The sequence below is a fragment of the Dokdonia sp. Asnod2-E02 genome (genome assembly GCF_045063915.1).
Classification (GTDB): Bacteria; Bacteroidota; Bacteroidia; order Flavobacteriales; family Flavobacteriaceae; genus Dokdonia.
On sequence record NZ_JBEFNX010000005.1, the window covers coordinates 1735296 to 1758586 of the forward strand.

At 37.4% G+C, this 23291-nt stretch carries 21 protein-coding genes; 8 read left to right on the forward strand and 13 right to left on the reverse strand.

Annotated elements, in window-relative coordinates; genetic code table 11:
• Positions 1-898: 898 nt before the first annotated feature.
• On the forward strand, positions 899-1330 hold the full coding sequence (gene rpiB, locus ACJJVM_RS07930) for a ribose 5-phosphate isomerase B (protein ID WP_038598131.1): 432 nt from the start codon (positions 899-901) through the stop codon (positions 1328-1330).
• A gap of 33 nt (positions 1331-1363) precedes the next feature.
• A complete protein-coding gene (locus tag ACJJVM_RS07935) occupies positions 1364-1819 on the forward strand; it encodes a GNAT family N-acetyltransferase (RefSeq protein ID WP_298349729.1) in 456 nt (151 codons plus the stop codon).
• A 57-nt stretch (positions 1820-1876) separates the two neighbouring features.
• Here the strand turns inward: ACJJVM_RS07935 and ACJJVM_RS07940 are convergent, their stop codons facing one another.
• The 5 genes from ACJJVM_RS07940 to rnpA all read right to left on the reverse strand — a co-directional run bounded on the left by ACJJVM_RS07940 (position 1877) and on the right by rnpA (position 6049).
• Positions 1877-2296 carry a carboxypeptidase-like regulatory domain-containing protein gene (locus ACJJVM_RS07940; protein WP_405212186.1) on the reverse strand — a complete coding sequence of 140 codons (420 nt, stop codon included), beginning with the start codon at positions 2294-2296 and terminating at the stop codon, positions 1877-1879.
• Positions 2297-2315: 19 nt separating this feature from the next.
• Positions 2316-3197 carry an OmpA family protein gene (locus ACJJVM_RS07945; RefSeq protein ID WP_405212188.1) on the reverse strand — a complete coding sequence of 294 codons (882 nt, stop codon included), beginning with the start codon at positions 3195-3197 and terminating at the stop codon, positions 2316-2318.
• Entirely contained in the window at positions 3190-4815 is a 1626-nt protein-coding gene (locus ACJJVM_RS07950; RefSeq protein WP_405211321.1) for a S41 family peptidase, read from the reverse strand. Before ACJJVM_RS07950 ends, ACJJVM_RS07945 begins: the two co-directional genes overlap by 8 nt.
• 63 nt (positions 4816-4878) lie before the next feature.
• On the reverse strand, positions 4879-5694 hold the full coding sequence (locus ACJJVM_RS07955; RefSeq protein ID WP_405211322.1) for a DUF4349 domain-containing protein: 816 nt from the start codon (positions 5692-5694) through the stop codon (positions 4879-4881).
• Complete coding sequence (rnpA, locus tag ACJJVM_RS07960; protein WP_299148601.1) at positions 5669-6049, reverse strand: ribonuclease P protein component; 381 nt, start codon at positions 6047-6049, stop codon at positions 5669-5671. The genes ACJJVM_RS07955 and rnpA overlap by 26 nt, the downstream gene beginning before the upstream one ends.
• 32 nt (positions 6050-6081) lie before the next feature.
• On the opposite strand from rnpA, the gene ACJJVM_RS07965 reads away from it, so the two are divergent.
• Genes ACJJVM_RS07965 through ACJJVM_RS07975 form a run of 3 tightly spaced genes read left to right on the forward strand, consistent with a single transcriptional unit; the run spans position 6082 to position 9208 of the window.
• Positions 6082-6543 (forward strand): S24 family peptidase, encoded by a 462-nt coding sequence (locus tag ACJJVM_RS07965; protein WP_405211324.1) that lies wholly within the window; start codon positions 6082-6084, stop codon positions 6541-6543.
• A complete protein-coding gene (locus ACJJVM_RS07970; RefSeq protein ID WP_405211325.1) occupies positions 6540-7814 on the forward strand; it encodes a Y-family DNA polymerase in 1275 nt (424 codons plus the stop codon). Before ACJJVM_RS07965 ends, ACJJVM_RS07970 begins: the two co-directional genes overlap by 4 nt.
• A gap of 59 nt (positions 7815-7873) precedes the next feature.
• Complete coding sequence (locus ACJJVM_RS07975) at positions 7874-9208, forward strand: hypothetical protein (RefSeq protein WP_299148604.1); 1335 nt, start codon at positions 7874-7876, stop codon at positions 9206-9208.
• A gap of 99 nt (positions 9209-9307) precedes the next feature.
• Here ACJJVM_RS07975 and ACJJVM_RS07980 read toward each other — a convergent pair whose 3' ends face one another.
• From ACJJVM_RS07980 to ACJJVM_RS08000, 5 genes are all read right to left on the reverse strand, one after another.
• Positions 9308-10063, reverse strand: coding sequence for a hypothetical protein (locus ACJJVM_RS07980; protein WP_405211327.1), 756 nt, complete (start codon positions 10061-10063; stop codon positions 9308-9310).
• A 294-nt stretch (positions 10064-10357) separates the two neighbouring features.
• On the reverse strand, positions 10358-10987 hold the full coding sequence (locus tag ACJJVM_RS07985; RefSeq protein WP_405211328.1) for a hypothetical protein: 630 nt from the start codon (positions 10985-10987) through the stop codon (positions 10358-10360).
• Between the two features lie 114 nt (positions 10988-11101).
• Positions 11102-12949 carry a M1 family metallopeptidase gene (locus tag ACJJVM_RS07990; protein ID WP_405211329.1) on the reverse strand — a complete coding sequence of 616 codons (1848 nt, stop codon included), beginning with the start codon at positions 12947-12949 and terminating at the stop codon, positions 11102-11104.
• Positions 12950-13021: 72 nt separating this feature from the next.
• Positions 13022-14716, reverse strand: a complete 1695-nt coding sequence (locus ACJJVM_RS07995; RefSeq protein WP_405211330.1) for a S8 family peptidase — start codon at positions 14714-14716, stop codon at positions 13022-13024.
• Positions 14700-15560, reverse strand: coding sequence for an MBL fold metallo-hydrolase (locus tag ACJJVM_RS08000; RefSeq protein WP_405211331.1), 861 nt, complete (start codon positions 15558-15560; stop codon positions 14700-14702). Before ACJJVM_RS08000 ends, ACJJVM_RS07995 begins: the two co-directional genes overlap by 17 nt.
• Positions 15561-15778: 218 nt before the next feature.
• Between ACJJVM_RS08000 and ACJJVM_RS08005 the strand changes: the two genes are divergently transcribed.
• A complete protein-coding gene (locus ACJJVM_RS08005) occupies positions 15779-17665 on the forward strand; it encodes a cation:proton antiporter (RefSeq protein ID WP_405211333.1) in 1887 nt (628 codons plus the stop codon).
• Positions 17666-17721: 56 nt separating this feature from the next.
• Here ACJJVM_RS08005 and ACJJVM_RS08010 read toward each other — a convergent pair whose 3' ends face one another.
• Positions 17722-18999: an MATE family efflux transporter gene (locus ACJJVM_RS08010; RefSeq protein WP_405212190.1), complete on the reverse strand. Its 1278-nt coding sequence runs from the start codon at positions 18997-18999 to the stop codon at positions 17722-17724.
• Here ACJJVM_RS08010 and ACJJVM_RS08015 point away from each other — a divergent pair.
• Complete coding sequence (locus ACJJVM_RS08015; protein ID WP_405211334.1) at positions 18941-19087, forward strand: hypothetical protein; 147 nt, start codon at positions 18941-18943, stop codon at positions 19085-19087. The genes ACJJVM_RS08010 and ACJJVM_RS08015 overlap by 59 nt on opposite strands.
• Before the next feature lie 20 nt (positions 19088-19107).
• Here ACJJVM_RS08015 and ACJJVM_RS08020 read toward each other — a convergent pair whose 3' ends face one another.
• Positions 19108-19608, reverse strand: coding sequence for a GNAT family N-acetyltransferase (locus tag ACJJVM_RS08020; RefSeq protein ID WP_405211335.1), 501 nt, complete (start codon positions 19606-19608; stop codon positions 19108-19110).
• Positions 19609-19655: 47 nt separating this feature from the next.
• Here ACJJVM_RS08020 and ACJJVM_RS08025 point away from each other — a divergent pair, with 47 nt between their 5' ends.
• Complete coding sequence (locus ACJJVM_RS08025; RefSeq protein ID WP_298349683.1) at positions 19656-20450, forward strand: universal stress protein; 795 nt, start codon at positions 19656-19658, stop codon at positions 20448-20450.
• Between the two features lie 129 nt (positions 20451-20579).
• Here the strand turns inward: ACJJVM_RS08025 and ACJJVM_RS08030 are convergent, their stop codons facing one another.
• A complete protein-coding gene (locus tag ACJJVM_RS08030) occupies positions 20580-23270 on the reverse strand; it encodes a PD-(D/E)XK nuclease family protein (protein ID WP_405211337.1) in 2691 nt (896 codons plus the stop codon).
• Between the last annotated feature and the right edge of the window lie 21 nt (positions 23271-23291).

Sequence of the window (23291 nt, forward strand, 5' to 3'; positions counted from 1 at the left end):
CATCAAAGCTTTTTCATAAAAACACTTTACTATTTCTAATAATCTTCATTATTGGAATCATAGGCTTTGCGATATATATAAACGCAACCTTTGAGGAAGAAAACTCTAATCACACCTCGACACCGTTTTCTCAAGAGCGAGTGAGTTATCACTCATAACCTAGCAACTTTATTTTTCTTTTCAGTTTCCCTTTTTACGTAAGTGAAACAAATCTCCTTGTCAACACTTTTTAAAACAGTCTTCTTCTCCTTTTTTTCTTCTAGTTACTTCTAGATGTTATTCACATATAATATTATATATATTTCTTTTCTTTAAAAATTTAAAAAAAAATTGATGCTTATTATATAGTGTGAATAGCGGTATAACTTTTTGAACTGTTCTTTGTAAAAGTGACTTTTTGATAGTTATTGACATCTTATCTACGAGTTATTACAGTTAAATAGGCTTGTAAATCTGTATGTTACGTTAGGTAGTTAACAAATGTTGATAACCACACTTCACATACAATTGCTTATAACTTGAGTTATTAACTTATTAAAAATCGCTCCTTTTAGTGCTCATAATTTTGATCATTATTTGGGATAGAAAAATTAGGTTTATATACCCTAAGCCCTGTATTGTATTTTTATTTTATAATCACAAATAGAGTTATCAGTATTGCTTAAAAGTTATTGACAATTGCTATTAACAGGTTTTTCACGGTTATCAACAATTGTAAACAAAGTAAGAGGTTTATATACATACACCTATTAAGGTTGTGATAGACAGCATATTAAGTGTGTAACTTTATCAAAGAACAAAAAGAGCACAAAATTATAGTCAGTATTAAATTACCGCTTAAGTAAAACGATAAAACAATACCGCTATTTACTAACTTTGTTACTCAAACAAACGTACTATGAAAATCTCTATAGGAAACGATCACGCAGGACCTAGTTATAAGAATGTTATTGTCAAGTTTTTAAAAGAAGCCGGGCATACTGTTAGTAATTATGGTACAGACACACCAGATAGTGTAGACTATCCAGACTTTGGACATCCTGTTGCGACAGATGTAGAGGAGGGTAAGGCAGATTTTGGTATCGTTATATGTGGTAGTGGTAACGGTATTGCAATGACTGTTAATAAGCATCAAGGTGTACGTGCGGCACTATGCTGGATAAAAGAGATTGCCATTCTTGCACGTGAGCATAATAATGCAAATGTAATAGCGATACCAGCACGCTACACTTCAGAAATGCAGGCGCTTGAGATGGTAAAAGCATTTATTACTACAGAGTTTGAAGGAGGTCGCCACCAGAGACGTGTAGATAAAATAGCTTGTAACTAGCCTTATAAAAATCCCGCTACGCGGGTATTACTTATGGACAAAGTAGCCCTTGATTTTAAAATCAAAAAGTTTGAATTTCTTAATACGAGCGAGTTGTACGATATACTACAACTTAGAGCTGAGGTTTTTGTAGTAGAGCAAGACTGCGTGTATCAAGATGTAGATGGTAAAGATCAAGATGCAGTACACGTGATGGGTTATAAAAACGAAAAGCTAGTCGCATATACCAGAATTTTTGGACCAGGAGCCTATTTTGAAAATGCCAGTATAGGTAGGGTAGTAGTGCAAGAAAATGAACGCGCTCACACTTACGGTTATGATTTAATGAACACATCTATAGAAGCTGTAGAGCGGTATTATGATGAGACAACCATAAAAATATCTGCTCAAACGTATCTCAAACGTTTTTACAACAATCTTGGTTTTAAAGAAGTAGGTGAGGGCTATCTAGAAGATGGTATTCCTCATATTGGGATGCTGAAAAAATAATAGTGAGAATTTTTACGCTTTCGCGAAAGCGTACTTCAAGCAATGTTAGCTAATTAATTACTGGCAATAAGATTTTTGAGCTTTTAGATAAGCATTACCCCTATATATTGATTGAAAATCTAGCTTCTGTTTATCACTCACTAAGTTCCATTTAATCATTGCTCTTTCTGATTTTCTTTTCTTTTTCCCAATTTGTAAAATCAAATGAGTATCATCACTTTTAACTTGACGAGTAATTTGTTCAAAACAAAATGGTAAGGAAATAAAGACCAAAATATCATTGGGAATTGTAAGACAAAATTTCCCATCAAAATCAGTTTGAGTACCAACTGTAGTACCTAATATAATTACATTTTGTCCAGGAATAGGCATTTCGTTTTCATCTATGAGAACACCTGTTATTTGTCGAAATGAAGTATGAGTGTCACTATTTTGTGATATAACTATTGTAACATTAACAAGGAGTAAAAAAAGGATAAGTCATTTCAAATTAATTTCATTTTTTCTTCGGCTTTACTTTCTTCACATAAGTAACGAGAATCTCTACACGCTTATCATCTTTAGGGTCACCACCTAGTGGAAATCTACTACCAAAACCTTGATAGCGCATTCGTTTTTTTGCTACACCGTGGTCTGCAAGATAATCGTATATAAATTTTGCTCTCGCCTCAGAGAGATTACGTTTTCCGGTCTTTAGATTAATACCATCACGGCCGTGGTCTACACAACACACGTGACCCTGTATCTTAAAAATAATCTCAGGATGTGCAGCAAGATATTTGGCTAGCTTGTTGAGGTCCTTACGAGATTTTCCGTGTATATAGCTGTAGTTAGTTTTAAAAAGGATGTTTTTTAAAAGGATACGGTCTCCCTTTACAATAGGCTCATCTTCAAAGGTTTTATATCTATCCTTTGTCTCTTCTAGTTCTTTTTCTTCGGCAACGGCTTCTTTTGGAACTACGCGAGGTTGTAATAAAGAAACAATAATCTCTACTTTACGATTAAGGGTACGTTGCACCTCACTACCTACATCATCTAGTCTGGTGAGAAGTAGCTCTCCTTTTCCGTCTGAGTTTTTTATGATACTATCTGCAATACCTCTATCTACAAACTTTTGTTTAATAGTATTTGCACGCTCTTGTGAGAGCCAGTTATTATAGGCATCTGTGCCACGGTCATCACAATAGCCATAAATAGAGATATCTTCTATTTTATCTAGAGGCAAAGAGGTAATAAAGCGTTCTAGCTTTGCATTTTCTATAGCAACGAGATTAGATTTATCTGTCTCAAAAAAGGTTTCGTGTGTTTTATCTACCTGAGCAAAAGCTTGTACAGATAATAGGAGTAGGGCTATATGTAGCGCAGTCCTTTTAATTATTTAAAATCTTATTGTAGCGATTTTTATCTGCTAGTACTGCTAGCGCTTCCTTAACCTCTACATTATTTATAATCTGGTACTCATAAAGACCATCTCGATAAAAGTATCTCTTTACAATCTCATCTATGAGTAGATTTTCAATCTCATCTTGACGCTCATCTATAGATTTTTCTTTTGCTAGGGTTATCGCATTATTAAGTTGATTGTAAGCCGCCGACACTTCTGTTTTAAGATCATCCTTATCTGCTTGTTCTAGTGCCTTTGCAAATGCTTTTTCTGTACCGGTTTCATACTTAAAACCTGTACGATTTAAAAATGATTTAAAGTCTGCAAAATCTGCTTGTGACCACGAGAACTCACTCATATCGCTATACTGATGATTATAATAGTAATCTGTAGCATATTCAAAAATCGCATTATCCTTGAGAAGGGCAGTAGTTACTGGGCTCAACTTTGCAGAGCTCACTTGTATATCTGGTAATACACCACCACCGTCTAATACCTTACGACCGTTTTTAGTTTTAAACTCATTATAGTCTGCAGCATCGGTGCGTACAGCATTTCCATTTTCATCACGATTCCAGTAATCTAGGGCTTGTATACAGCGACCAGAAGGCGTGTAGTAGCGAGATATTGTAATTTTTACAGATGTACCGTAAGTGAGCGGTTTAGGGCGCTGTACAAGACCTTTACCAAAGGTTCTAGCACCTACCACCACAGCTCTATCATAATCTTGTAAACCTCCAGAAACAATCTCTGAGGCAGAGGCAGATCTACCATTTACAAGCACCACAAGCGGTATCTCTGTATCTATAGGTTCTTGCGAAGTCGTATAGGTCTTATTGTATTTTTTTACTACAGACTTTGTGGTTGTAATGAGAGATCCTTTAGGTAAAAAGAGATTGCAAATATTTATAGCCTCACTTAGTAAGCCACCACCGTTACCACGTAGGTCAAGTATAATCTTTGTAGCACCATCTGTTTTAAGACTCACAAGTGCTTCTTTTACCTGGCTAGATGCCTTTTTATTAAACTTTGTAAGCACGATGTACCCAGTATCACCATTTATGAGTTTTGAAAACGGGACTGCATCTATCTCTACCGCAGAGCGTTTTATAGTTGCTTTATCGGTTTTTCCTTGGCGCTTGTAGGTAATGACCACCTCACTGTTTGGTGCTCCTTTAAGTAAATCTCCGGCATCACCATCTACATCTGCCACGGTAATGTCACCTATTTTTATAATCTCATCACCTGCTTTAAGACCTGCTTTATCTGCCGGGTAGCCTTTGCGCGGTTCTGTAATGGTCATCTTTCCGTCTTGATTGCGCACGGTGGCACCTATACCAGAGTAGTCTCCAGAGCGGTTAATTTTTGCATCTTCTACCTCTTGCTCGGTCCAGTACTTTGTATAGGGATCAAGATCTGCAAGCATACCCTCTATGGCACTATCCATAAGCTCTGCAGGGTTTGTCTCATCTACATAATTCATATTAAGCTCCTTAAAGAGCTCTGTAAAAATTTCGATTTGCTTTGCGATTTCAAAAAAGTCGCTTTTAAAACTAACCGTACTGATACCTATGACTACAGCAATAACGGGAATGAATATTTTCTTTTTCATAATACAAGATGTCTCTAGGAGACTATAGTTGTGCGTATAACGCTTTCGCGAAAGCGTAATTATCTACTTTTTATTTTTTTTAATCCATCTGCGCATAAAAAATGCGCCTATACCTAACAAGATAAGAAAAGGCCAGAGATGCAACAAACCTAAAAAGAAAACCGAAACTCCGTTCCAACCGCTTTTAAGTGCATTAACCATCTTACTACCATAAGAGTTTGTAACCTGTGTAGTTACTTCATCCTTATAAAACTCGATCTCAAGCGTACTAAGCGAGACTTGACTCTGTAGGTACTTAAGTCTTCCTTGTTTTGCTTCTATTTCTTCACGTATTTGTGCCAGCTCGCGTTCTATCTCGAGCATTTCCTTCACGTTTTTTGCTTGTGAAAGGAGATTTAAATAACGGTCTTCTAGCGCACGCTTTGCTTTAAGGCGTGCGTCTATGTCTATAAACTCTGCAGTTACATCTTCTTGCGAGATAGTGCGCTCATCAAAGTATGCAACTCCCTCTGATATGCGCTCTATAGCACTATCAAAGTTGCGAGTAGGTATACGTACGGTTAGGTTTTGATACGTACGACCATAGCTATGGGTGCCAGCATTATCATTTTGTACATAGCCTTGTGCCTCTTTGATAGCTTTAAGAATACGTTTGTGAGTGGTGGTAAGATCATTAGTTTCAAAACGTATGGACGCTGTTTTAATTATTTTAGAAGATGTAGATTTTTGAGGGCTATTAACCTCCGTAATAACCATTTCTTCTAGCATTTCTGGTGCATATCCAGCATCTGCCGCTATGAGATTATCATTAAGCCCATCAGTATTTTTATCACAACCGATTATAAGTAGAAAACTAAGTAGTAGTAGATATCGCATCATTAAATCGTTTTATAAGTTTGACCATAGCCTTATGCAGCTGTTGTTGAGAGACTTCTTCTCGACCTGTATAGATAATAAGCATCACAAAGGTCGTGCCTTTTATACAAATCTGGTCTTTGTGTAAACGATATGACTCCCGCATCAAGCGTTTTATACGATTGCGAGATACGGCAAGTTTAAAATTGCGCTTAGATACAGAAACGCTCACTTGATGTGATATGCCTTCTTCCTTGAGCGGTGTCTCTATATATATGAGCCGCAGCGGAAAAGACTTGACAGACCTTCCCTCTATAAAAAGCGCTTCTATGAGCTTCTTAGATTTTAGCTTTTCTTTTCTTGGGTATGTGTGTGCCATTGCTGGCAAAGATAGTAGAATTGAGGTAGGTAATGGAGGAGATATACGCTTTCGCGAAAGCAAAAAAATCACAATACAGCACATCAAATAATGGAAAAAATACATTTTATTGGAAAATATCCATAATTTTGTCATCTATGAATACAGAACCTCAAAAAGTAAAACGTGCCGTGACAGACTACTCGGGTAACAGGTCTGTACAAACAGGTTTCCCCAGTCCTGCGACGCATTATCGTGAGCCTATGATAGACCTCAATAAGGAGCTTAGTTCTTCTCGTGATGCGACCTTTTTTGTACGTGTAAAGGGTGATAGCTGGAAGTCACATAACATTCTTGATAAAGATGTTTTGATAATAGATCGCGCACAAGTAGTACAAGAGGGTAAACTGGCATTAGTTATTACAGAAGAGGGTTTTGATGTGCAAAGAATAAATGCTTCAAAACCTATAGAACTCTGGGGAATGATAAGCTACATAATACACAAGGCGGTATGATTGCGATGGTAGATTGTAATAGTTTTTATGCCTCTTGTGAGCAGGTATTTAGACCTGACTTAAAGAGTAGACCTGTCGCTGTACTGAGTAATAATGATGGCTGTATCATAGCAAAAAATAAAGAAGCAAAGGCGCTCACACATATCCCATATCGCGACCCACTTTTTAAAATAAAAGGGTTGCTGGCACAAAACGATGTCACGCTCTTCTCATCAAATTACACCTTGTATGGAGATATGTCTGACCGCGTGATGAATGTGCTGCGCGAGTTCTCACCTGCCGTTGAGGTGTACAGTATAGATGAGTCTTTTGTAGATCTCTCTGGGATGACTCACGTAAATCTTAATGCCTACGGTCATCAAATTAAAAATACAATTGTACAGCGCACTGGGATACCCGTAGGAGTAGGCATTGCACCTACTAAGGTACTGGCAAAACTTGCAAACCGTATTTCAAAAAAGGTAGCACACTTTGACCACGTGTATGTGATGGATACCGAGGAGCGACGCATAGAGGCACTTAACTGGGCAGAGACAAAAGACATCTGGGGGCTAGGTAAAAAGCACGTGGAGCGTCTCGCTCACATAGGTGTCTTTACAGCTTATGCATTTACAGAAGTACCACTGGCGTGGGTACGTAAAGAAATGACCGTAGTAGGGGAGCGCTTGTGGAGGGAGCTTAATGGAGAATCTTGTATTCCTTTTGAAACGCTTCCGCGAAAGAAAAAAGCAATAGGAACGGCAAAATCCTTTGGAAAAAAACTGGATAACCTACCACAAATAGAAGAAGCCTGCGCTTACTACATAAGTGAAGTAAGCGAGGTGCTACGCTCCCAAAAATGTTGCTGCACACAACTGCGTGTATATCTCACCACAAACTATCACAGCACAAATGATGTGCAACACGCAGATAAGACCATTGTAACCTTATCTGTCCCTACTAATGATACATTTATGCTTATCGTGGAAGCTAAGAAAGCGTTAAAGCGAATTTATAAGCCGGGATTTAAGTACAAAAAAGTGGGCGTAGACCTTTTAGGTCTCATACCAGAGGAGCAAGTACAAGGTAATCTCTTTATGCCTGAAGCGACGGGAGATAAGCGCCTCATAAAAGCCTTTGACGCGATAAATAATCGCTACGGGAAGTCTACAGTTTCGGCAGGATTATCTGGCACTTCAAAAAGTAATAAGGAATGGGAACTCATTAAAGAGGAGCGCAGCCCACGATATACAACCCAGTGGGATAGTTTACTGGAGATAGGGAAGGGGTAATTAAAAAATAGCACTTATATTGCTGAGTATTAACAAGTAATTATTGAAATTTTTTCCCAGTGCAAAACGATTATACATCTAAGAAATTTAGAAAGTGGCTTGATAAATTACAACGAGAGAGCTGGCAATTAGAATTGCTTGTGTCTGGGTTTGTGATTTTAGGATTATTTTCATCCATAGACCCCTTAATTGCTAAAGTGGATAGTATAGTTAACTCTGTAGATAGACGCACAGGTGGATTAGTTGCTGGGGCTGGGTTTGTTTTACTTAGTATTAATTATATACTAATATTTAACCTGGTTGTGCACCTTGTCCTGAGAGGATTGTGGATAGGTGCTATTGGCTTACGTTACTACTCAGGAGATATAATTTTTGAAGAATTAAATTATTCTAAGAAATTCACAAAATACCTTAGTAAGAAGATAGTATCGTTTGATAAGTACATAGGTAAGCTTGAGGATTACTGTAGTATCATTTTCTCTTTGAGTTTTTTAATTGTTTTCATAGGGTTGTCTTTTCTTATATACTTTGCCATCATATTTGCACTTGCTGTAGTTTCTGCTTCAAATTTAGACTCAATAGTTATTGTTATGCTTGTTGGCTTTGCGGTAATAGGCTTTGCGATTGTGCTATTAATTATGCTTGTTGATTTTTTAGGACAAGGTATACTTAAGAAAAATGAAACGATTGCAATGCTCTATTTTCCAATCTATTGGATTATGAGTTATGTGTCTCTTTCATTTATTTATCGTCCTATTCTCTATAATTTTTTAGATGATAGGAAAGGTAAAAGGATTCTCTTTTGGATGATACCATTTTATATTACGATAGCTACATTAACAACATTAAGATATGAGCAATCTAATTTCCACAGATCTCAAAATGCCGCAAGTGAAAATTTTGCTTCTAGAGGAATGTACTTAGAAGGAGTTGAGGATAGTAGAAAGCGTTATTTTAGAGACTTTGCAATTCAAAGAAAAAATGTTTCAAAAAACTCTTTACGTGTTTTTCTCACGCATAATGCAAGTTTAGAAGATATTATATTGAAATTGAATGATTCACTATCCTTAGAAAACGATCAACGCGGTGTAAACACATTTTTCTCAAAGCTCTTTAAAGATGATGTAGACTATGACTCAAATAATTTCAAAGAATATTTGAAGACTTTAAATAGTATTACGGTCATTAAGATAGATAGCATTACATATTCGGATAATTTTATAGCTAGTTTTTTGGAAAACGGTCAGAGAGGTTATGAAACTTTTCTTGATTTGAAAAACCTCGAGCGTGGGCGTCATACATTTCAAATTATATCAAAAACAACAAATAGGAATGATTCAATTGTAAACGATACACTTGGAACGATTCCATTTTGGTATTATCCAACCAAATAAATCTTAACATAAAACTACGAAAGGCTTTACTCTGTTGTAAAAAAATTAATAGACAATTATAAGCTGAGTAAATAGAATGTAACTATAAGTAATGGTTCATTAATTTTGATTGAGGTTACGAAGCAACTCTTTGTATTCCTCACTCAGGGTGATAAGCTTATCTATAAGCAAGAAGCTGTTTTTGGGTTTGAGGAGGTTTGTATCTAACTGTCGTGATTCACAATAGTCAAAAAAGTAGTAAGCACTATTTTCTGGTAGGCCTAGCTCGTTGTATAAAAAGTCATCATTAAAGACAGGATCCTCTTTAAAGAGTTTTTCTAATTGTAAGGACGTAATGGCTGGAGTTGTTTTTGCATTTCTCCGTCCGTCCTTTTTCTTAAATAGCTTACGTGCCTTTTTAAATAGTGCAACTAAGTTGATTCCGAAAGTAGACGCTGGTGGGACGTAGAGATGCCCATTTTTGTCAATATCTCCTAGTATAGACTGCTGGATTGTATGCTCATAAGCTGGCCCACTAAAAGTGGTTTCTTTTTTAGGTGTATTATGTAAGAGTACCTCGTCAAGTTCATTGTTTACTTCTTTTAACTCAATGACTATGGGGCTGGTCATATCTTTTACGGTGATCACTTTAAGTTGAGGTGCATATGGGAAGAGATAGAAAGAAATAGAATCATTTACAGCCGCCGCAATTATAAAGGACCCATTACTAGTGCTTTGGGTTTGTATATTTCTTGACAGGTTTTTTACACTTACACCAGGTAGTGTTTGCGTTGCATTATAAATAGTCCCTTCGAGCGTCTGTGCTGAGGTATAACTCCCCACCAAGCAAAAAAGAAAAAGTAACTTATAATTCATAAACGCTTTACTCACGTTTAAAAATATAAAACTATCATAGTATCAAAAGATTATGAATCATAAAGTCTTTATAAAAAAAACCAGCTCGTAATGAGCTGATTTAAATAAGTATACTAGTAATGTGAGATTATTACTAGTTCTCCCACATATTCTATATGTCTACCAGTTTATCACAAATGATAGCGAATAAGAAACCGCAATCCTAAACCTCCATTGCTAGGGAGCGCTAGGTTAGTATCAGAATCTTCAAATTTTAAGTCTTTAAAATTATTAAAGATAGTAGCCGCTTCTTCATTAGTTATGTTTAAAAATTACCCACCCTAGTTCAAAACCTATGAGAGGAAATGGTCTTCCGTTAGTATCTCTGCCATTAGATCGATATGCAAAGTCATAACCAAAGCCTATTTCAAAAAGTAAACTGAGCCCAGAATTATAACTACGCTGAAAACCCCAAACACCACCTAGCGTTGAGAAATCTGTAGACCTGCTTGCTTCACTAAACAAGGCTTCTTTATTTTGGTAATTATAGACTGCAGCCACAAAGTTTCCAGAATTACCGCTTACAGATTTACCCTTTGAGACTCTCTTTTTAAGGTTGTAATAATATTTGCCCTGTGCCTCATATTTTTGAAAAAAGGCAACTTTTTTACTTCCGAAAATATCAAAGTAAGTAGGAGTTATTCCCGCCTCTGCCTTTAAAGTAAAGTTATCATATACATTATACTCATAATTAATAGATGGGGCAAAAAGCAAGTTTGCCTTTACCATTCCTTTCTCGAGAAGTGCATCTGTCTCTTGGGCGTTTATCGTTGTTACTAAGGTAATAAGTAGTAAGAAACAACTAAGCGTAGTTTTGTAAATTTTTGGCGTAGTAAGCCCTGTGATTGTAGCAAACCCAGAAGGGTTGTAATTAAATAGTGACATTAAAATTGATGATTTGATTGATGTGAGCTTGCAATATATCCAAAAAAGCATTCAAACAAAAAAACCAGCTCGTAATGAGCTGGTTTAATTAAGTGCTAGTAATGTGAGGTTATCTTACTTGTTTTCCCACACATTATCTGTTTGATCAATATCTGCCATTTTTGAGGTAGGATCAATCTTCATCATCTTTACTTTACTTATAGGTGCGTCTATTGTAAAGGTATATGTAGGGTTTGTCCAAGGCCAGTCTGCGAGTTGCTTGCGAGTAATGTTTGGCGTTGGGTTTGGTTTTTCGGCACGCATCATACGCAGTGGCATATAATATGATTTTTGAGAACCGTCTGCCATATCTACATAAAGATCTATAGGCATAGGCATTAACCCTTTTCGCGTAAGCGTAACCTTTGTTTTATTACCATCTGCCTCAACGCTTGTGATACCGTAGTCTATGGTATTTGTAGTTTGTGTCCAGTCTGTAAGGTACCAGTCTAGCTCCATACCAGAAACCTTCTCTGCCGTACGTTTAATATCGTTAGGCGTAGGGTGCTTAAAAGCAAAATCATCAAAGTATTTTTTGAGCGTTTTTTTAAGGTTATCTTCCCCTATAACGTATCCTAGTTGTGCTAGAAATACGGCTCCTTTACTGTATGCAGCGATGCTGTAAGGCATATTCTCGTTGTAACGGTCTGCGTGTGTAGTTTGTGGTTGTTCTTTACCGCTTTTTACAAGGTAATAGTACCCTCTGTATGACCCAGCAACTGGATTAGGGTTATTACCTCCTGTAAGTTCATTTTCGGCCAGAGCAGAGATATATGAGGTAAATCCTTCATCCATCCACTCGTGTTTTGCCTCATTACTTGCCAGTAAGAATTGAAACCAAGTATGTGCCATCTCGTGTGCAGTCACACCAAAAAGGCTCCCAAACTTGCGCTCACCAGTGATAAGTGTACTCATTGCATACTCCATACCACCATCTCCACCTTGTATCACAGAGTACTGCTTGTAAGGGTATGTACCTACGTGCTTGTTATAAAAGGCAAGTAAGTCTGCCGTCATAGGCTGTAGCTTTTTCCAGTTTGCCTTTATAGACTCTTTATTTTTATAGAAGAAGTGTAGCTCTGTATCATTTTCTCCCATAATCACATCGTGTACATATTCAGGATCTGCAGCCCAGGTAAAGTCGTGTACGTTTGGTGCTTTAAAGTGCCATTGTAATTTACCACGCTTTGCGTTTTTACCAGGCTTCATAGAAGTGCCAGCATACCCGTGACCCATATCCTCTGGATCTTGTAAATAGCCTGTACCACCTACGGTGTAGTTTTCATCTATTGTGATTTTTACATCAAAGTCTCCCCATACACTGTGAAACTCACGAGCGATATAAGGATGTGCGTGCCAGCCTTCAAAATCATATTCGGCCATTTTTGGGTACCACTGTGTCATAGATAGTGCGACACCTTCTTTATTGTTACGACCACTACGGCGTATCTGTACAGGTACTTGTCCTTTAAAGTCCATATTAAAGGTTGTACTTGCTCCTGGTGCGATAGGTGCAGCGAGTTGTACTTCTAGCACAGTACCGGCTACCTCATAGTTTAATTTTTTACCATCTTGAGTAAGGCTGTTTACTTTTATAAAACCTATCTCATCTGGCCCTAGCTTGCTTATGCGATCTTTAACACGACCATCTGGATCTGCAATGTTGCGCGAGCGCACATCCATCTCACTACCTGGTTGAAATGCGTTAAAGTAAAGGTGATAGTACACACGGTCTAGCGTCTCTGGTGAGTTGTTTGTATACACTAGCTTCTGTTTACCATCGTACTGATAGTTTTTTACATTCATATCGATCTCCATCTCGTAGTCGACGTGTTGTTGCCAGTAAGAGGTGTTGTTTTGTGCATACGCTTTCGCGAAAGCGAACAACGATACCATCACCAGTAATTTATAAGCGTTTTTCATTATAGATTGATTTAAAGTTAAAATCCCAAATTCCACTATTGAGGAACTTGGGATTTTTAGAAATTACTAAAATTATTTTTGTAGTTCTGCTAGTTTAAAAGCATTGTACATATTGACCATCTCACCAGATTTTGAAATATCGCTAAAACGCGCTTTCTTAGTCTCATCACCTCCTAAGATAACTTGAGTACCGGTAGCAAGACCACTAGCCATTATGATGTTTTTAATGTTTGTAGCGCTTAGCTTTGGATAATAGCTACGTAGCATTGCTGCAACACCAGCCGTGTTAGGCGATGCCATAGATGTACCTTGTAAAAACTCATACGTATCTTCTGGAGTGGTACTGTATATACGTACACCAGGAGCAAATACATCTACTTGAGACTTACCATAGTTTGAGAAGGTTGCTACAAGCTCTCCACCATACTTAAGGTTAAGTGCTCCTACAGTAAGGAAGGTGTCACTCATCTCATTTACATTATCTATCTGATCGTTAGGGTATACTCTATTTGCCGGATCATCAAGGCTTATCCCTTCGTTACCCGCAGCATTTACAATAAGTACATCCTTCTTTGCCGCATATTTTATTGCGTCATAAACCCACTCTGGATTTTGAGAGTAGTATTTACCAAAAGAGGTGTTGATCACCTTTGCACCATTATCTACCGCATAGCGTATTGCTAGTGCGATATCTTTATCATACTCATCACCATCTGGTACTGCGCGTAGTGCCATAATCTTGATGTTTTTATTTGCAACACCATTCATACCTTTACCATTGTCACGCTCTGCAGCAATAATACCTGCTACGTGTGTACCGTGTTTTGCACCGTCTGGTTCTGGCCCGTACACGTTGTTATTACCATAGTTTGTATCTGTGATATCATAAGGATCATCACCTAGTACTTTTCTAAAATCTGCTGTTTTGTTGTAGTTTGCCTCTAGCTGATTTGTAAAGTAATCTACACCATCATTTATATTTTTAATAAACTCAGGTATTGAGTCTGCATAGCTCAACATTTGTGTTAAGAACGCAACGTGCTGCTGCATCTCTGCCGTAGGATTTGCGATGGCTTTAAGATCTGCCGCAGTATAATCTTCTTTACCCAGCTTTGCTTTTACAGCCGCGTGCGATGTTTTAAGTTGCCCTAAAATTTGCTCATAGCGTGTTTTATTTGCTTGTGCCTCTGTTACTTTTGTATCATACTCACTTTTTGCTTTTTGATACTGTTGGAAAGCATCTTTTTGATTTGCTGGTATAGAGGCTAGTGTTTTACCTTCAAACTGGCTCTCGTATCTTTTTATAATACGCACAAACTCTAGCTGCTCTGCATTTACATCACCTAGAAAATTCCATCCGTGTATATCATCTACATACCCGTTGTTATCATCATCTTTACCATTGCCCGGTATCTCGTTAGGGTTTGTCCAGATTTTATTTTTTAAATCTTCGTGCTCTATGTCTATACCAGAATCTATAACAGCAACAATAACTTGCTGTCCAGTTTTATTAGGTATGATTTCTTCATAGGTGCGATTTACACTCATACCAGGTATGGTGTCTGTTTTAAGGTCTGCATAGCTCCACGCTTTTTCTTGAGCATCTGTAAGGGCAGCTACTTTAAGAGGGTTGCTATCTACATTTTCTACCGGTACTGTAACGAGTGCGCTAGGCGTGTCACAGGCTGTTAGAAAAGCTGCAGCAGTAGCTGCAAGAAGAAAGGATTTTGTAGTTTGAATCTTCATATTATTAATTAAATAGTTCATTAAAGGTAAAAATATCTTTTGCACGCACACCTTTTTCGGTATGTTGTACAGTAACAAGCTCATTGTGAGCATCGTGTTCTAGCCAGAGGTAATAATTATTATCTGCCGCTTGTTTTAAAAATTGTTCTTTTTCATCTATAGATAGAAGTGGGCGTGTATCATAACCAGTCACATAAGGTACGGGTAAATGACCTAATGTGGGTACAAGATCTGCCATAAAGACAATGGTCTTATCTTGATACTGTATATGTGGTAACATTTGCTTTTCTGTATGACCATCTGCAAAGAGAATACCAAAACCTAGTTCGCTTGTTTCCTTAAAGGCATTTTCACCACGTTCTATAAAGTGTAAATGTCCACTTTCTTGCATAGGGATGAGGTTTTCTTTTAAGAAACTCGCCTTCTCTCTATTATTAGGCTCAATAGCCCACTGCCAGTGATTTTCATTAGTCCAGAACTTAGCATTTTTAAAAGCTGGCTCATAACCCGTATGATCTTTGTTCCACTGTATGGCGCCACCTACGTGGTCAAAATGTAGGTGCGTCATAAACACATCAGTAATATCATCTCTATGAAAACCATACTTGGCTAGCGATGTATCTATAGAGTGATCTCCCCATCTGTAGTAATATCCATAAAACTTCTCAGACTGCTTGTCACCCATACCATTATCAATAAGGATGAGCTTATTTCCATCTTCTATAAGGAGACAGCGGGCTGCAATATCTATAAGGTTGTTACTATCTGCAGGGTTAGTACGACTCCATATGGACTTAGGTACCACGCCAAACATCGCACCGCCATCTAGTTTAAAATTTCCTGCCTCAATAGGGTATATTTTCATAAAAACGTGTCAATAAGAATGATAATGGTTTTTTTACGCTTTCGCGAAAGCGTAATACACCTCAAAAAAAGCGTGTTAACCACCGCACAAATCTCTGCAAAATACCAAAAAGAGAGTTTTTAAACCCTTATACACACTAGTTTTTAACAAAGAATTGTAACTTCACAACGAGAGCCAAAAGCTTTAAAACATTAATATCGCATCAAAACTGAATTCATATGTTAGAACTAGCCGGAATCATAATTTTAGGGATCATTGCACAATGGGCTGCTTGGCGTTTAAAATTACCTGCCATTTTACCACTACTACTCATAGGTCTTTTTGTGGGACCCGTATCTACACTTATATCTGAAGATGGTACAAAATGGATAGAACCTATCTGGAATGGAGAAGAAGGATTATTTCCGGGAGAGAGTCTGTACTACTTTGTCTCGCTAGCGATATCTATTATACTTTTTGAGGGCGGACTTACCTTAAAGCGTGACGAAATAAGAAATGTAGGCCCGGTAATTACCAAGCTTATCTCTATAGGAAGTCTCGTAACTTTTATAGGAGCTGGTCTTGCTGCTTACTGGATTTTTGGACTAAGCTTACAGATATCGTTGTTGTTTTCTGGATTAATCATTGTAACCGGACCCACAGTAATATCACCTATATTAAGAAATGTGCCTGTAAAGCGTGATATCTCTACCGTTCTTAAATGGGAAGGGATTCTTATAGATCCCATAGGCGCGCTTGTGGCGGTACTAATGTATGAGTTTATCTCTGTAGGGGAGGGCGCTGCTTTTACAAAAACAGCACTAGTTGAGTTTGGAAAAATTGTGCTTTTTGGTAGCACCTTTGGTTTTACGTTTGCACACGCGCTTGCCTTTATTGTAAAACGAAAGCTAGTACCACACTACTTGATGAATGTCTTTACACTAGCGGCAGTGCTAGGCGTATTTGTGATGTCAGACCAGTTTGCTCACGAGTCTGGACTGCTAGCTGTAGTTGTAATGGGGATGGTTTTAGGTAATATAAACCTACCTAATATAAAAGAGTTACTTTACTTCAAGGAGTCACTTAGTGTACTACTTATATCGGTACTGTTTATTTTACTGTCGGCAAATATGAACCTTGTAGACCTTGAGTTACTATATAGATGGGAGACACTAGCATTATTTCTTGTTGTGGTATTTATAGTAAGACCCATAGGGGTTTTCTTGAGTACCTGGGGCTCAGATTTACAGACTAACGCAAAGCTTTTTATCTCTTGGGTGGGTCCACGCGGTATTGTAGCGGCAGGTATTGCTTCTCTCTTTGGGTCAAAACTTCTTATTAAAGGAGAGCCGGGTGCAGAGTATATTACACCACTTGTATTTATGATTGTACTAGGTACAGTACTCCTTAACGCGACAACGGCTAGACTGTTTGCAAAGGCGGTGGGCGTATTTTTAGTAAAATCTGAAGGAATACTTATAGTAGGAGCCTCAGAAATGCCACGTCTTATTGCTAAGTATCTTCAAAAAAATGGACGCCACGTTGTGCTACTTGACAGTAATACAAATCATATACAAGTTGCAAAACAAGCTGGACTTAAGGCAATGCAGGCAAATATTTATGCAGACGATCTTACAGATGACGTAGAGCTAAGCGATATAGGATACCTAATGTCTCTTACGGGTAATAGTGATATAAATAAGTATGCGATAAACCGTTTTAGAAAACAATTTGGAGAAAACGGCGCGTACCGTCTCATCTCAAAAAGAGAGATGGATAACATAGCACAGTTACCTAAAGAAGGTCTCTTCTCTGCAACAGATGATTTTATAAATATGACAGAGGTCACAAGACAGTATCCTACCATAAGTGAAGTGCCTATCTCTTCAAAAGAGGAGTACTCAAAAGCGGTAAAAATTATTACAGATGATGAAGAGATGATTCCACTTTTTGTAAAACAAAAAAACGGAACCATTCACATTATAGGGTCTTTTGCACAAGAGCTAGATGTTAAGTCTTTCCAGGGTAGTCAAATTGTTTATTTAGGAAAGCCTTTTGATGAAAAATTGCTAGACACTCAAAAAGAGAGCGATAAAAAGGTAGAGGAACCATTAGAAAAAGAATAGGTTTTTAGTACGCTTTCGCGAAAGCGCTCTCAACCCCTCATATATTCATAAAAACGTTACTTTATAGCGAGTGGATAATATTTTTTCTTGTAAAAGAAAATGAGCATCCCTGCCCTAAAAAGCATCCAGACCATAAAGGCACACCATATTCCCAAAATACCCCACCCCGTATATTTACTTATATAAAGCACGGGTACAAAGCCTATAAATGTAGCTACAAGAAGCGTGTTACGTAACCAGCCCATCTCTCCTAGTCCCTTAAAAATTGAGTCCAAAGTAAAGGCAATAGCATTAATAGGTTGCATTACAATCACCATAAAAAATACGCCATAAAATACGGTAAGTACTGCATCGTCATTACTAAAGAGTAAGCCCATAGGTTTATATAGAATGGCGCAGATAATCATCAAGAAAACAGCAACAACCAAGTTATATTTTACAACTCGTTTTGTGAGTAGCCAAAGGTTAGGGTAGTCTTTTGCACCTAGCAATCTACCGCTTAATAGGTTACCTGCTGCTCCATAGCCATCTATAAAGAATGCTGTAAAGAGCCATATATTTGCCGCAATGGTGTGGGCGGCTACTGTCTCATCACTTATTGCGGTCGCCTCACGCACAGCAAGTACAAGAGCTACATTGAGAGAAAATGATCTTATAAAGAGGTTAAGACTCATCGAGATAAGTCTTTTAATCTCAGGATGCAGCGGTAATCGTAGTCTAAGAGAAACGTCTGTCTTTATAAGTAAAAGCACAAGCGCTAGTATAGCCATTACAGCCTGTGCTGCGAGACTTGCCCAGGCAGCACCCTTAACTCCCATAGGCTCAATAATACCGTCTATACCGTATACAAACATAAAGTCAAGACCTATGTTAAGAGAGGCGCCTATAATTGCCACAATCATAGGCCAGAAGGTATTTTGTAATCCTCTAAAAATTCCAAACACGGCAAAGGTGAACAGTGTAAGTGGGAAACCCCACACGCGTATATTATAATAGTCTATACTTAAAGATAACACTAGCCCTTTTGCATTGAGAAGCATAAAAATCTCTTTTACAAAGAAGTATGTACAGCCTAAAACAATGATAGATAGAATGATATTAAAGTAGATAGCCTGTGCAGGCAAGACTTTAATATCTTCAAGCTTACCAGCACCCAGGTTTTGAGATATTATAGTAGAAATGGCACTACGTGTTTGCCCTAGTATCCATATAAGCATAGATAGAAAAGAGCCCACAATACCTACAGCGGCGAGCGCCTCGACACTATTTTCTGCAATGTTGCCTACTACTGCAGCATCTGTGCTAGAGAGTACAGGCTCTGCAATACCAGCAATAAGCGCAGGAACAGCCAGCTGCTGTATGCGCTTAAAGGAAATATCTATGTTGTGCGATAGTATAGTGATAACTCAGATGTTAGAATAATTGAGTTGCAAAAATACACCTTATAAAATGCGCTCATAACAATAGAAGGGATCATTACTTTGTTTTGGAAAATAGATACTACCTAACCTTTTATAACCGCGAGATTCATAAAATTGTTGATTACGCTTGTTTTGTGAGAATGTGTCAAGCCGTATAGAAGGTGCTCCAGCTTGTTGTGCAAATTGATGTGCATAGTTCATCATTTTTCTTGCATAACCCTTACCCTGCATATCTGGATGTACGGCTAGTCTATGTACGTAGATATTGCCTTGAGATGGAGTTAACCATTCAACATCTTCATACTCCTTGTCCATAATGGTAGACACCACGATGGTCCCTATGATAGCTCCGTCTTTTTTTAAAACCACAAGTTCCTCACGCTCTATATCTTGCTCAAAAGCGCTGGCACTGGGATAATGCTCATTCCATTGATAGATGCCTTTATCAATCATAGATTTTGCGCACGCTCTAGTGAGCGCAAGTATCTCTGGAATGTCTATTTTTTTTGCCTTTACAATCACAGTTTAAAAGTATTTTTGTAATCTTATGTAAAATTACAAATTACGGTATGAAAAATATTCTTGTTCCTATAGGTTCATCAAAGAGTGCGGTTAACACACTTCAATATGCAATAGATCTTGCCCAAGAGGTAGATGCAAATGTGTACGTTATCTCAGTGTTTCAAGAATTTTCTAAAGCAGGAAGTGCCTCAAAGTTAAACACCGTTCTTAAAGAAGATACAGAAAACACACTAGAGAAAGTGGTAAGTACTGTTGATCATAAAGGAGTCTCTGTTGTATCGCATCCTATAAAAGGTGGAGTGGTAGATGGTGTAGAGCGTTTTAATAAACACGTGCCTGTAGATCTTATGGTACTCTCGCCACGCAGTAACTCTGTACGTGATGAGGTTTATCTTGGTAATACAACCGGAAAGCTTGTAAAGAGTACAAATATACCAGCGCTTATTGTGCCAGAAAATGAAACTTTTAAGCAGCCATCTCAAATACTAATGGCTTTTAAAAATGGAAATTTTGATAAAAAACGCCATTTAGAACCGCTTAAAAAAATGCAGAAGCATTTTGGCACAGAAATTCAACTGCTACACGTAGAAACTCCAGAAAGTGATGAAAAGATGAAGCAAATCTCTGAAGATCTTAAGGAGATAAGTGCATCTTATAAAACCACCTCAAACGCAACAACATATCAAGGTGTTCTTGAGCACTTTCAGTCTGTAAATCCAGATATGGTTTGTGTAGTGCGCAGAAAGAGAGGTTTCTTTAAAAAGCTTTGGGAGAAAAATGTAGTACTCAAAAAAGAGTTTTTTACATCTAAGCCACTACTCATTTTAAGAGTTCAAGAGTAAATTTTAATTTCGGCACTAATGCCAAATTGAAAACTAGAATTCGACGCATAGACTTAAAAAAAGAAAACCCATCAATTCCTATTGATGGGTTTTTTATATGTTTTTAGTACGCTTTCGCGAAAGCGTAAACTACCTTTCTGTAAAGGGAATAGAAGGGTCTAATATTTCTTCTACCAATCTTTTTAAAACGGCCTCAAACTCCAGAAGTGTTTCTGCTGTGATCTCTTGATTTTTATTGTATTTGAAAGCTAAGAAACCTGATTGTAGATTTTTAAACGAAATAATCCCAGCACTTACAGGGAAGCTTAGGGGCTTTTTCTTATTGAGCATATAAGCATACATAAGAACTTGAAAAGCTTTCTCAAACTTACCTTCTGGAAGGAGTAAGTCTTCATAAGATTTTAGGTTGAGATCTGTCTGTGCTACTTTACCAGTTTTATAATCTACTATGTTGAGATTTCCATTGCGTTGCTCTACAAGATCTACTTTACCTCTTAGGGAAACAGTGTCTGTGAGAGGTATGTCTCGCAAATCATCTTCTACCGCCTGTATTATGACCACATTCCCCTTTTTAAGCAGAGATATCTCTCTTTTTAGGTAATTGTAAACGTAGCGACATATCACCGCGTAGATGATCTTATTTTTACCTTCTTGTATATGAGTGAGGCCATACTCTAGTTTAAATTGATTACGCACCTCTGGTTCGATACCTTTTATGAGATTTTTTAAAATATCTTCTGTAAGTACAATACCTATGTGGGGTTTATAAAGCTCCTCTAGCGTATTATGCACAATGGTTCCCATTGTATTTGCCGCTACAGTTTCTTCTACCTCATCACTATTATCTATGCCCAGAATGTATCGTTCATAAAATACTACTGGATTGCGTAAGTAGGTGGTGAGTGCAGAGGGAGATATACCTTTCTTAAAAAGGCGAGATAATTTTGTGATTACCTCTGGCGTTTTTTCTATTTTTTCTGCAGTTATTGTGGCGGGTTGTGAAGCGGGAGTAACGGTATATTTATGTATGGTATGTATTCCTTCTTCTTCTATCTGTCTTATAAATCTACTTTGCTCACTACTACCCAGCCCTGTGCTGTGAGTGGTATATAGTAAATCTACAGTGCGCGCCCTATGTAATAAATGATAGAAGTGATAGGCATATACAGCATCTTTTTCTGAATAGGTAGGCAGGTCATATAACTTTTTTAAATCATAGGGTATGTAAGAGTTTTGGCTCTTTCCAGAAGGAAGTATACCCTCATTAACCGAGGTGAGTATTACGTGCTCATAGTCTAGCACACGAGATTCTAGCACCCCCATTATCTGTAATCCCTCATCTGGATCACCTTTAAGGTCTATCGTTTCTGAAGATATAATATCACGATAGAAGAGAATAAATGTAGCAACATCTGTTATATGGTCTCTATCATCCATAAGCGTTTTTAACTTATTAAATGCTACGTAAAATCCATATAAGTACTCTACTTGCAGTGCGTCTTTGCTTTCATCATAACTAGTTCTTAATTCTTGTATGATATTAAGGCAATTTGTAACTGCACTTTTGGGCTGATTGTCCCAATCTAAGAAGAGCGTTTTTGTGATCTGTAGGTCAGTTGGTTTCACTTTAGTAAGAATATCTTCTAGTGAAACATATATGAGATTTTTTTTGATAATTTCTTCTTGAAGTACTGTTGCCGTATCACCTAGCAGTGATTGTGTTATAGGGTTACGTAGTATCTTTAAAACCTCCTTAAAATAATAACCGTTTTTTTGTGGGTTTTTCTTTAATGAAAGTAATTGATCAAAGAATGAAGCCGTGGGTGTTTTACCTATCGGGATTCCCATTGTAATGTTCACCTTATGTATATGGGTGGGCAACGCATTAAGAACTGGTAACAATAGTGCCTCATCACCTAGAACTATTGCAGTACTCGACAAGTTTTTTTGAGGTATATTTTCTAGTATAGACCCAAGTGTCTTAGCCTGTAGTATATCTTGAGAGCAAGCGTATGTATTAATTACTTTTGGGGTGCTGTAGTTATCAAAACTCCAAGAAAAGTCTTTGGTACTATAATACGCCCAGTCATTCTTGTATTTTTTTATAAAGAGGTTAGTCTCGTGATATGGGTTTTTGACGAATGACTTTTCTGTATCCCAATATATCTCAGAATTTCCAGAGGCTAGTATAGCTTGTATAATTTGTTGCTCTGCGGTGTTGAGAGCGTTAAAACCCAGAAAGATGTGACGTATCTCTAAAGATGAGGATATGTAGTGTTCTATAACTTCTACAGCTTGTCTATAAATATAACCTTGATGTACAGCATCTGTACGCAGAGATTTCTCGCAAAAAACTGTATAAATCTCAAGCAAGTTGTTCCAGAAGTCTATATAATTTACAACAATCTCATTTGTAGAAGAAGACCAGTGTTCTGATAACTCTTTTACATCTTTGAGATGATTAAAGACTTCTTTTTGATCGAGTAAAAATCTATCTACTTCATTAAAATCACTAAGTATGGATTGCGCCCATCCACAGAAAGTTTGAAAAGGAACTAATTTCTCTTTTTCTACGACGTCTGTATAGCTTTCGTAAAGATTAAAAATTAGATCTACATTACTCGCAGACTTCAGTCCAGTAATATGGGATATAAATTCTTCTATAGAAAATATTTGTGGTGCAAATGAAGTCTTACTTGCACGTACAGCAACCTTCTTTCTAAGTGTATTACCTGCTCTTCTACTAGGAACAATAAATATAAGGTTAGCACCCTCTATATTCTGTTCTTTATTTAGTACTACGTCTATAAAACTTTGCATAGTCTAAAATAAAAAACGCCT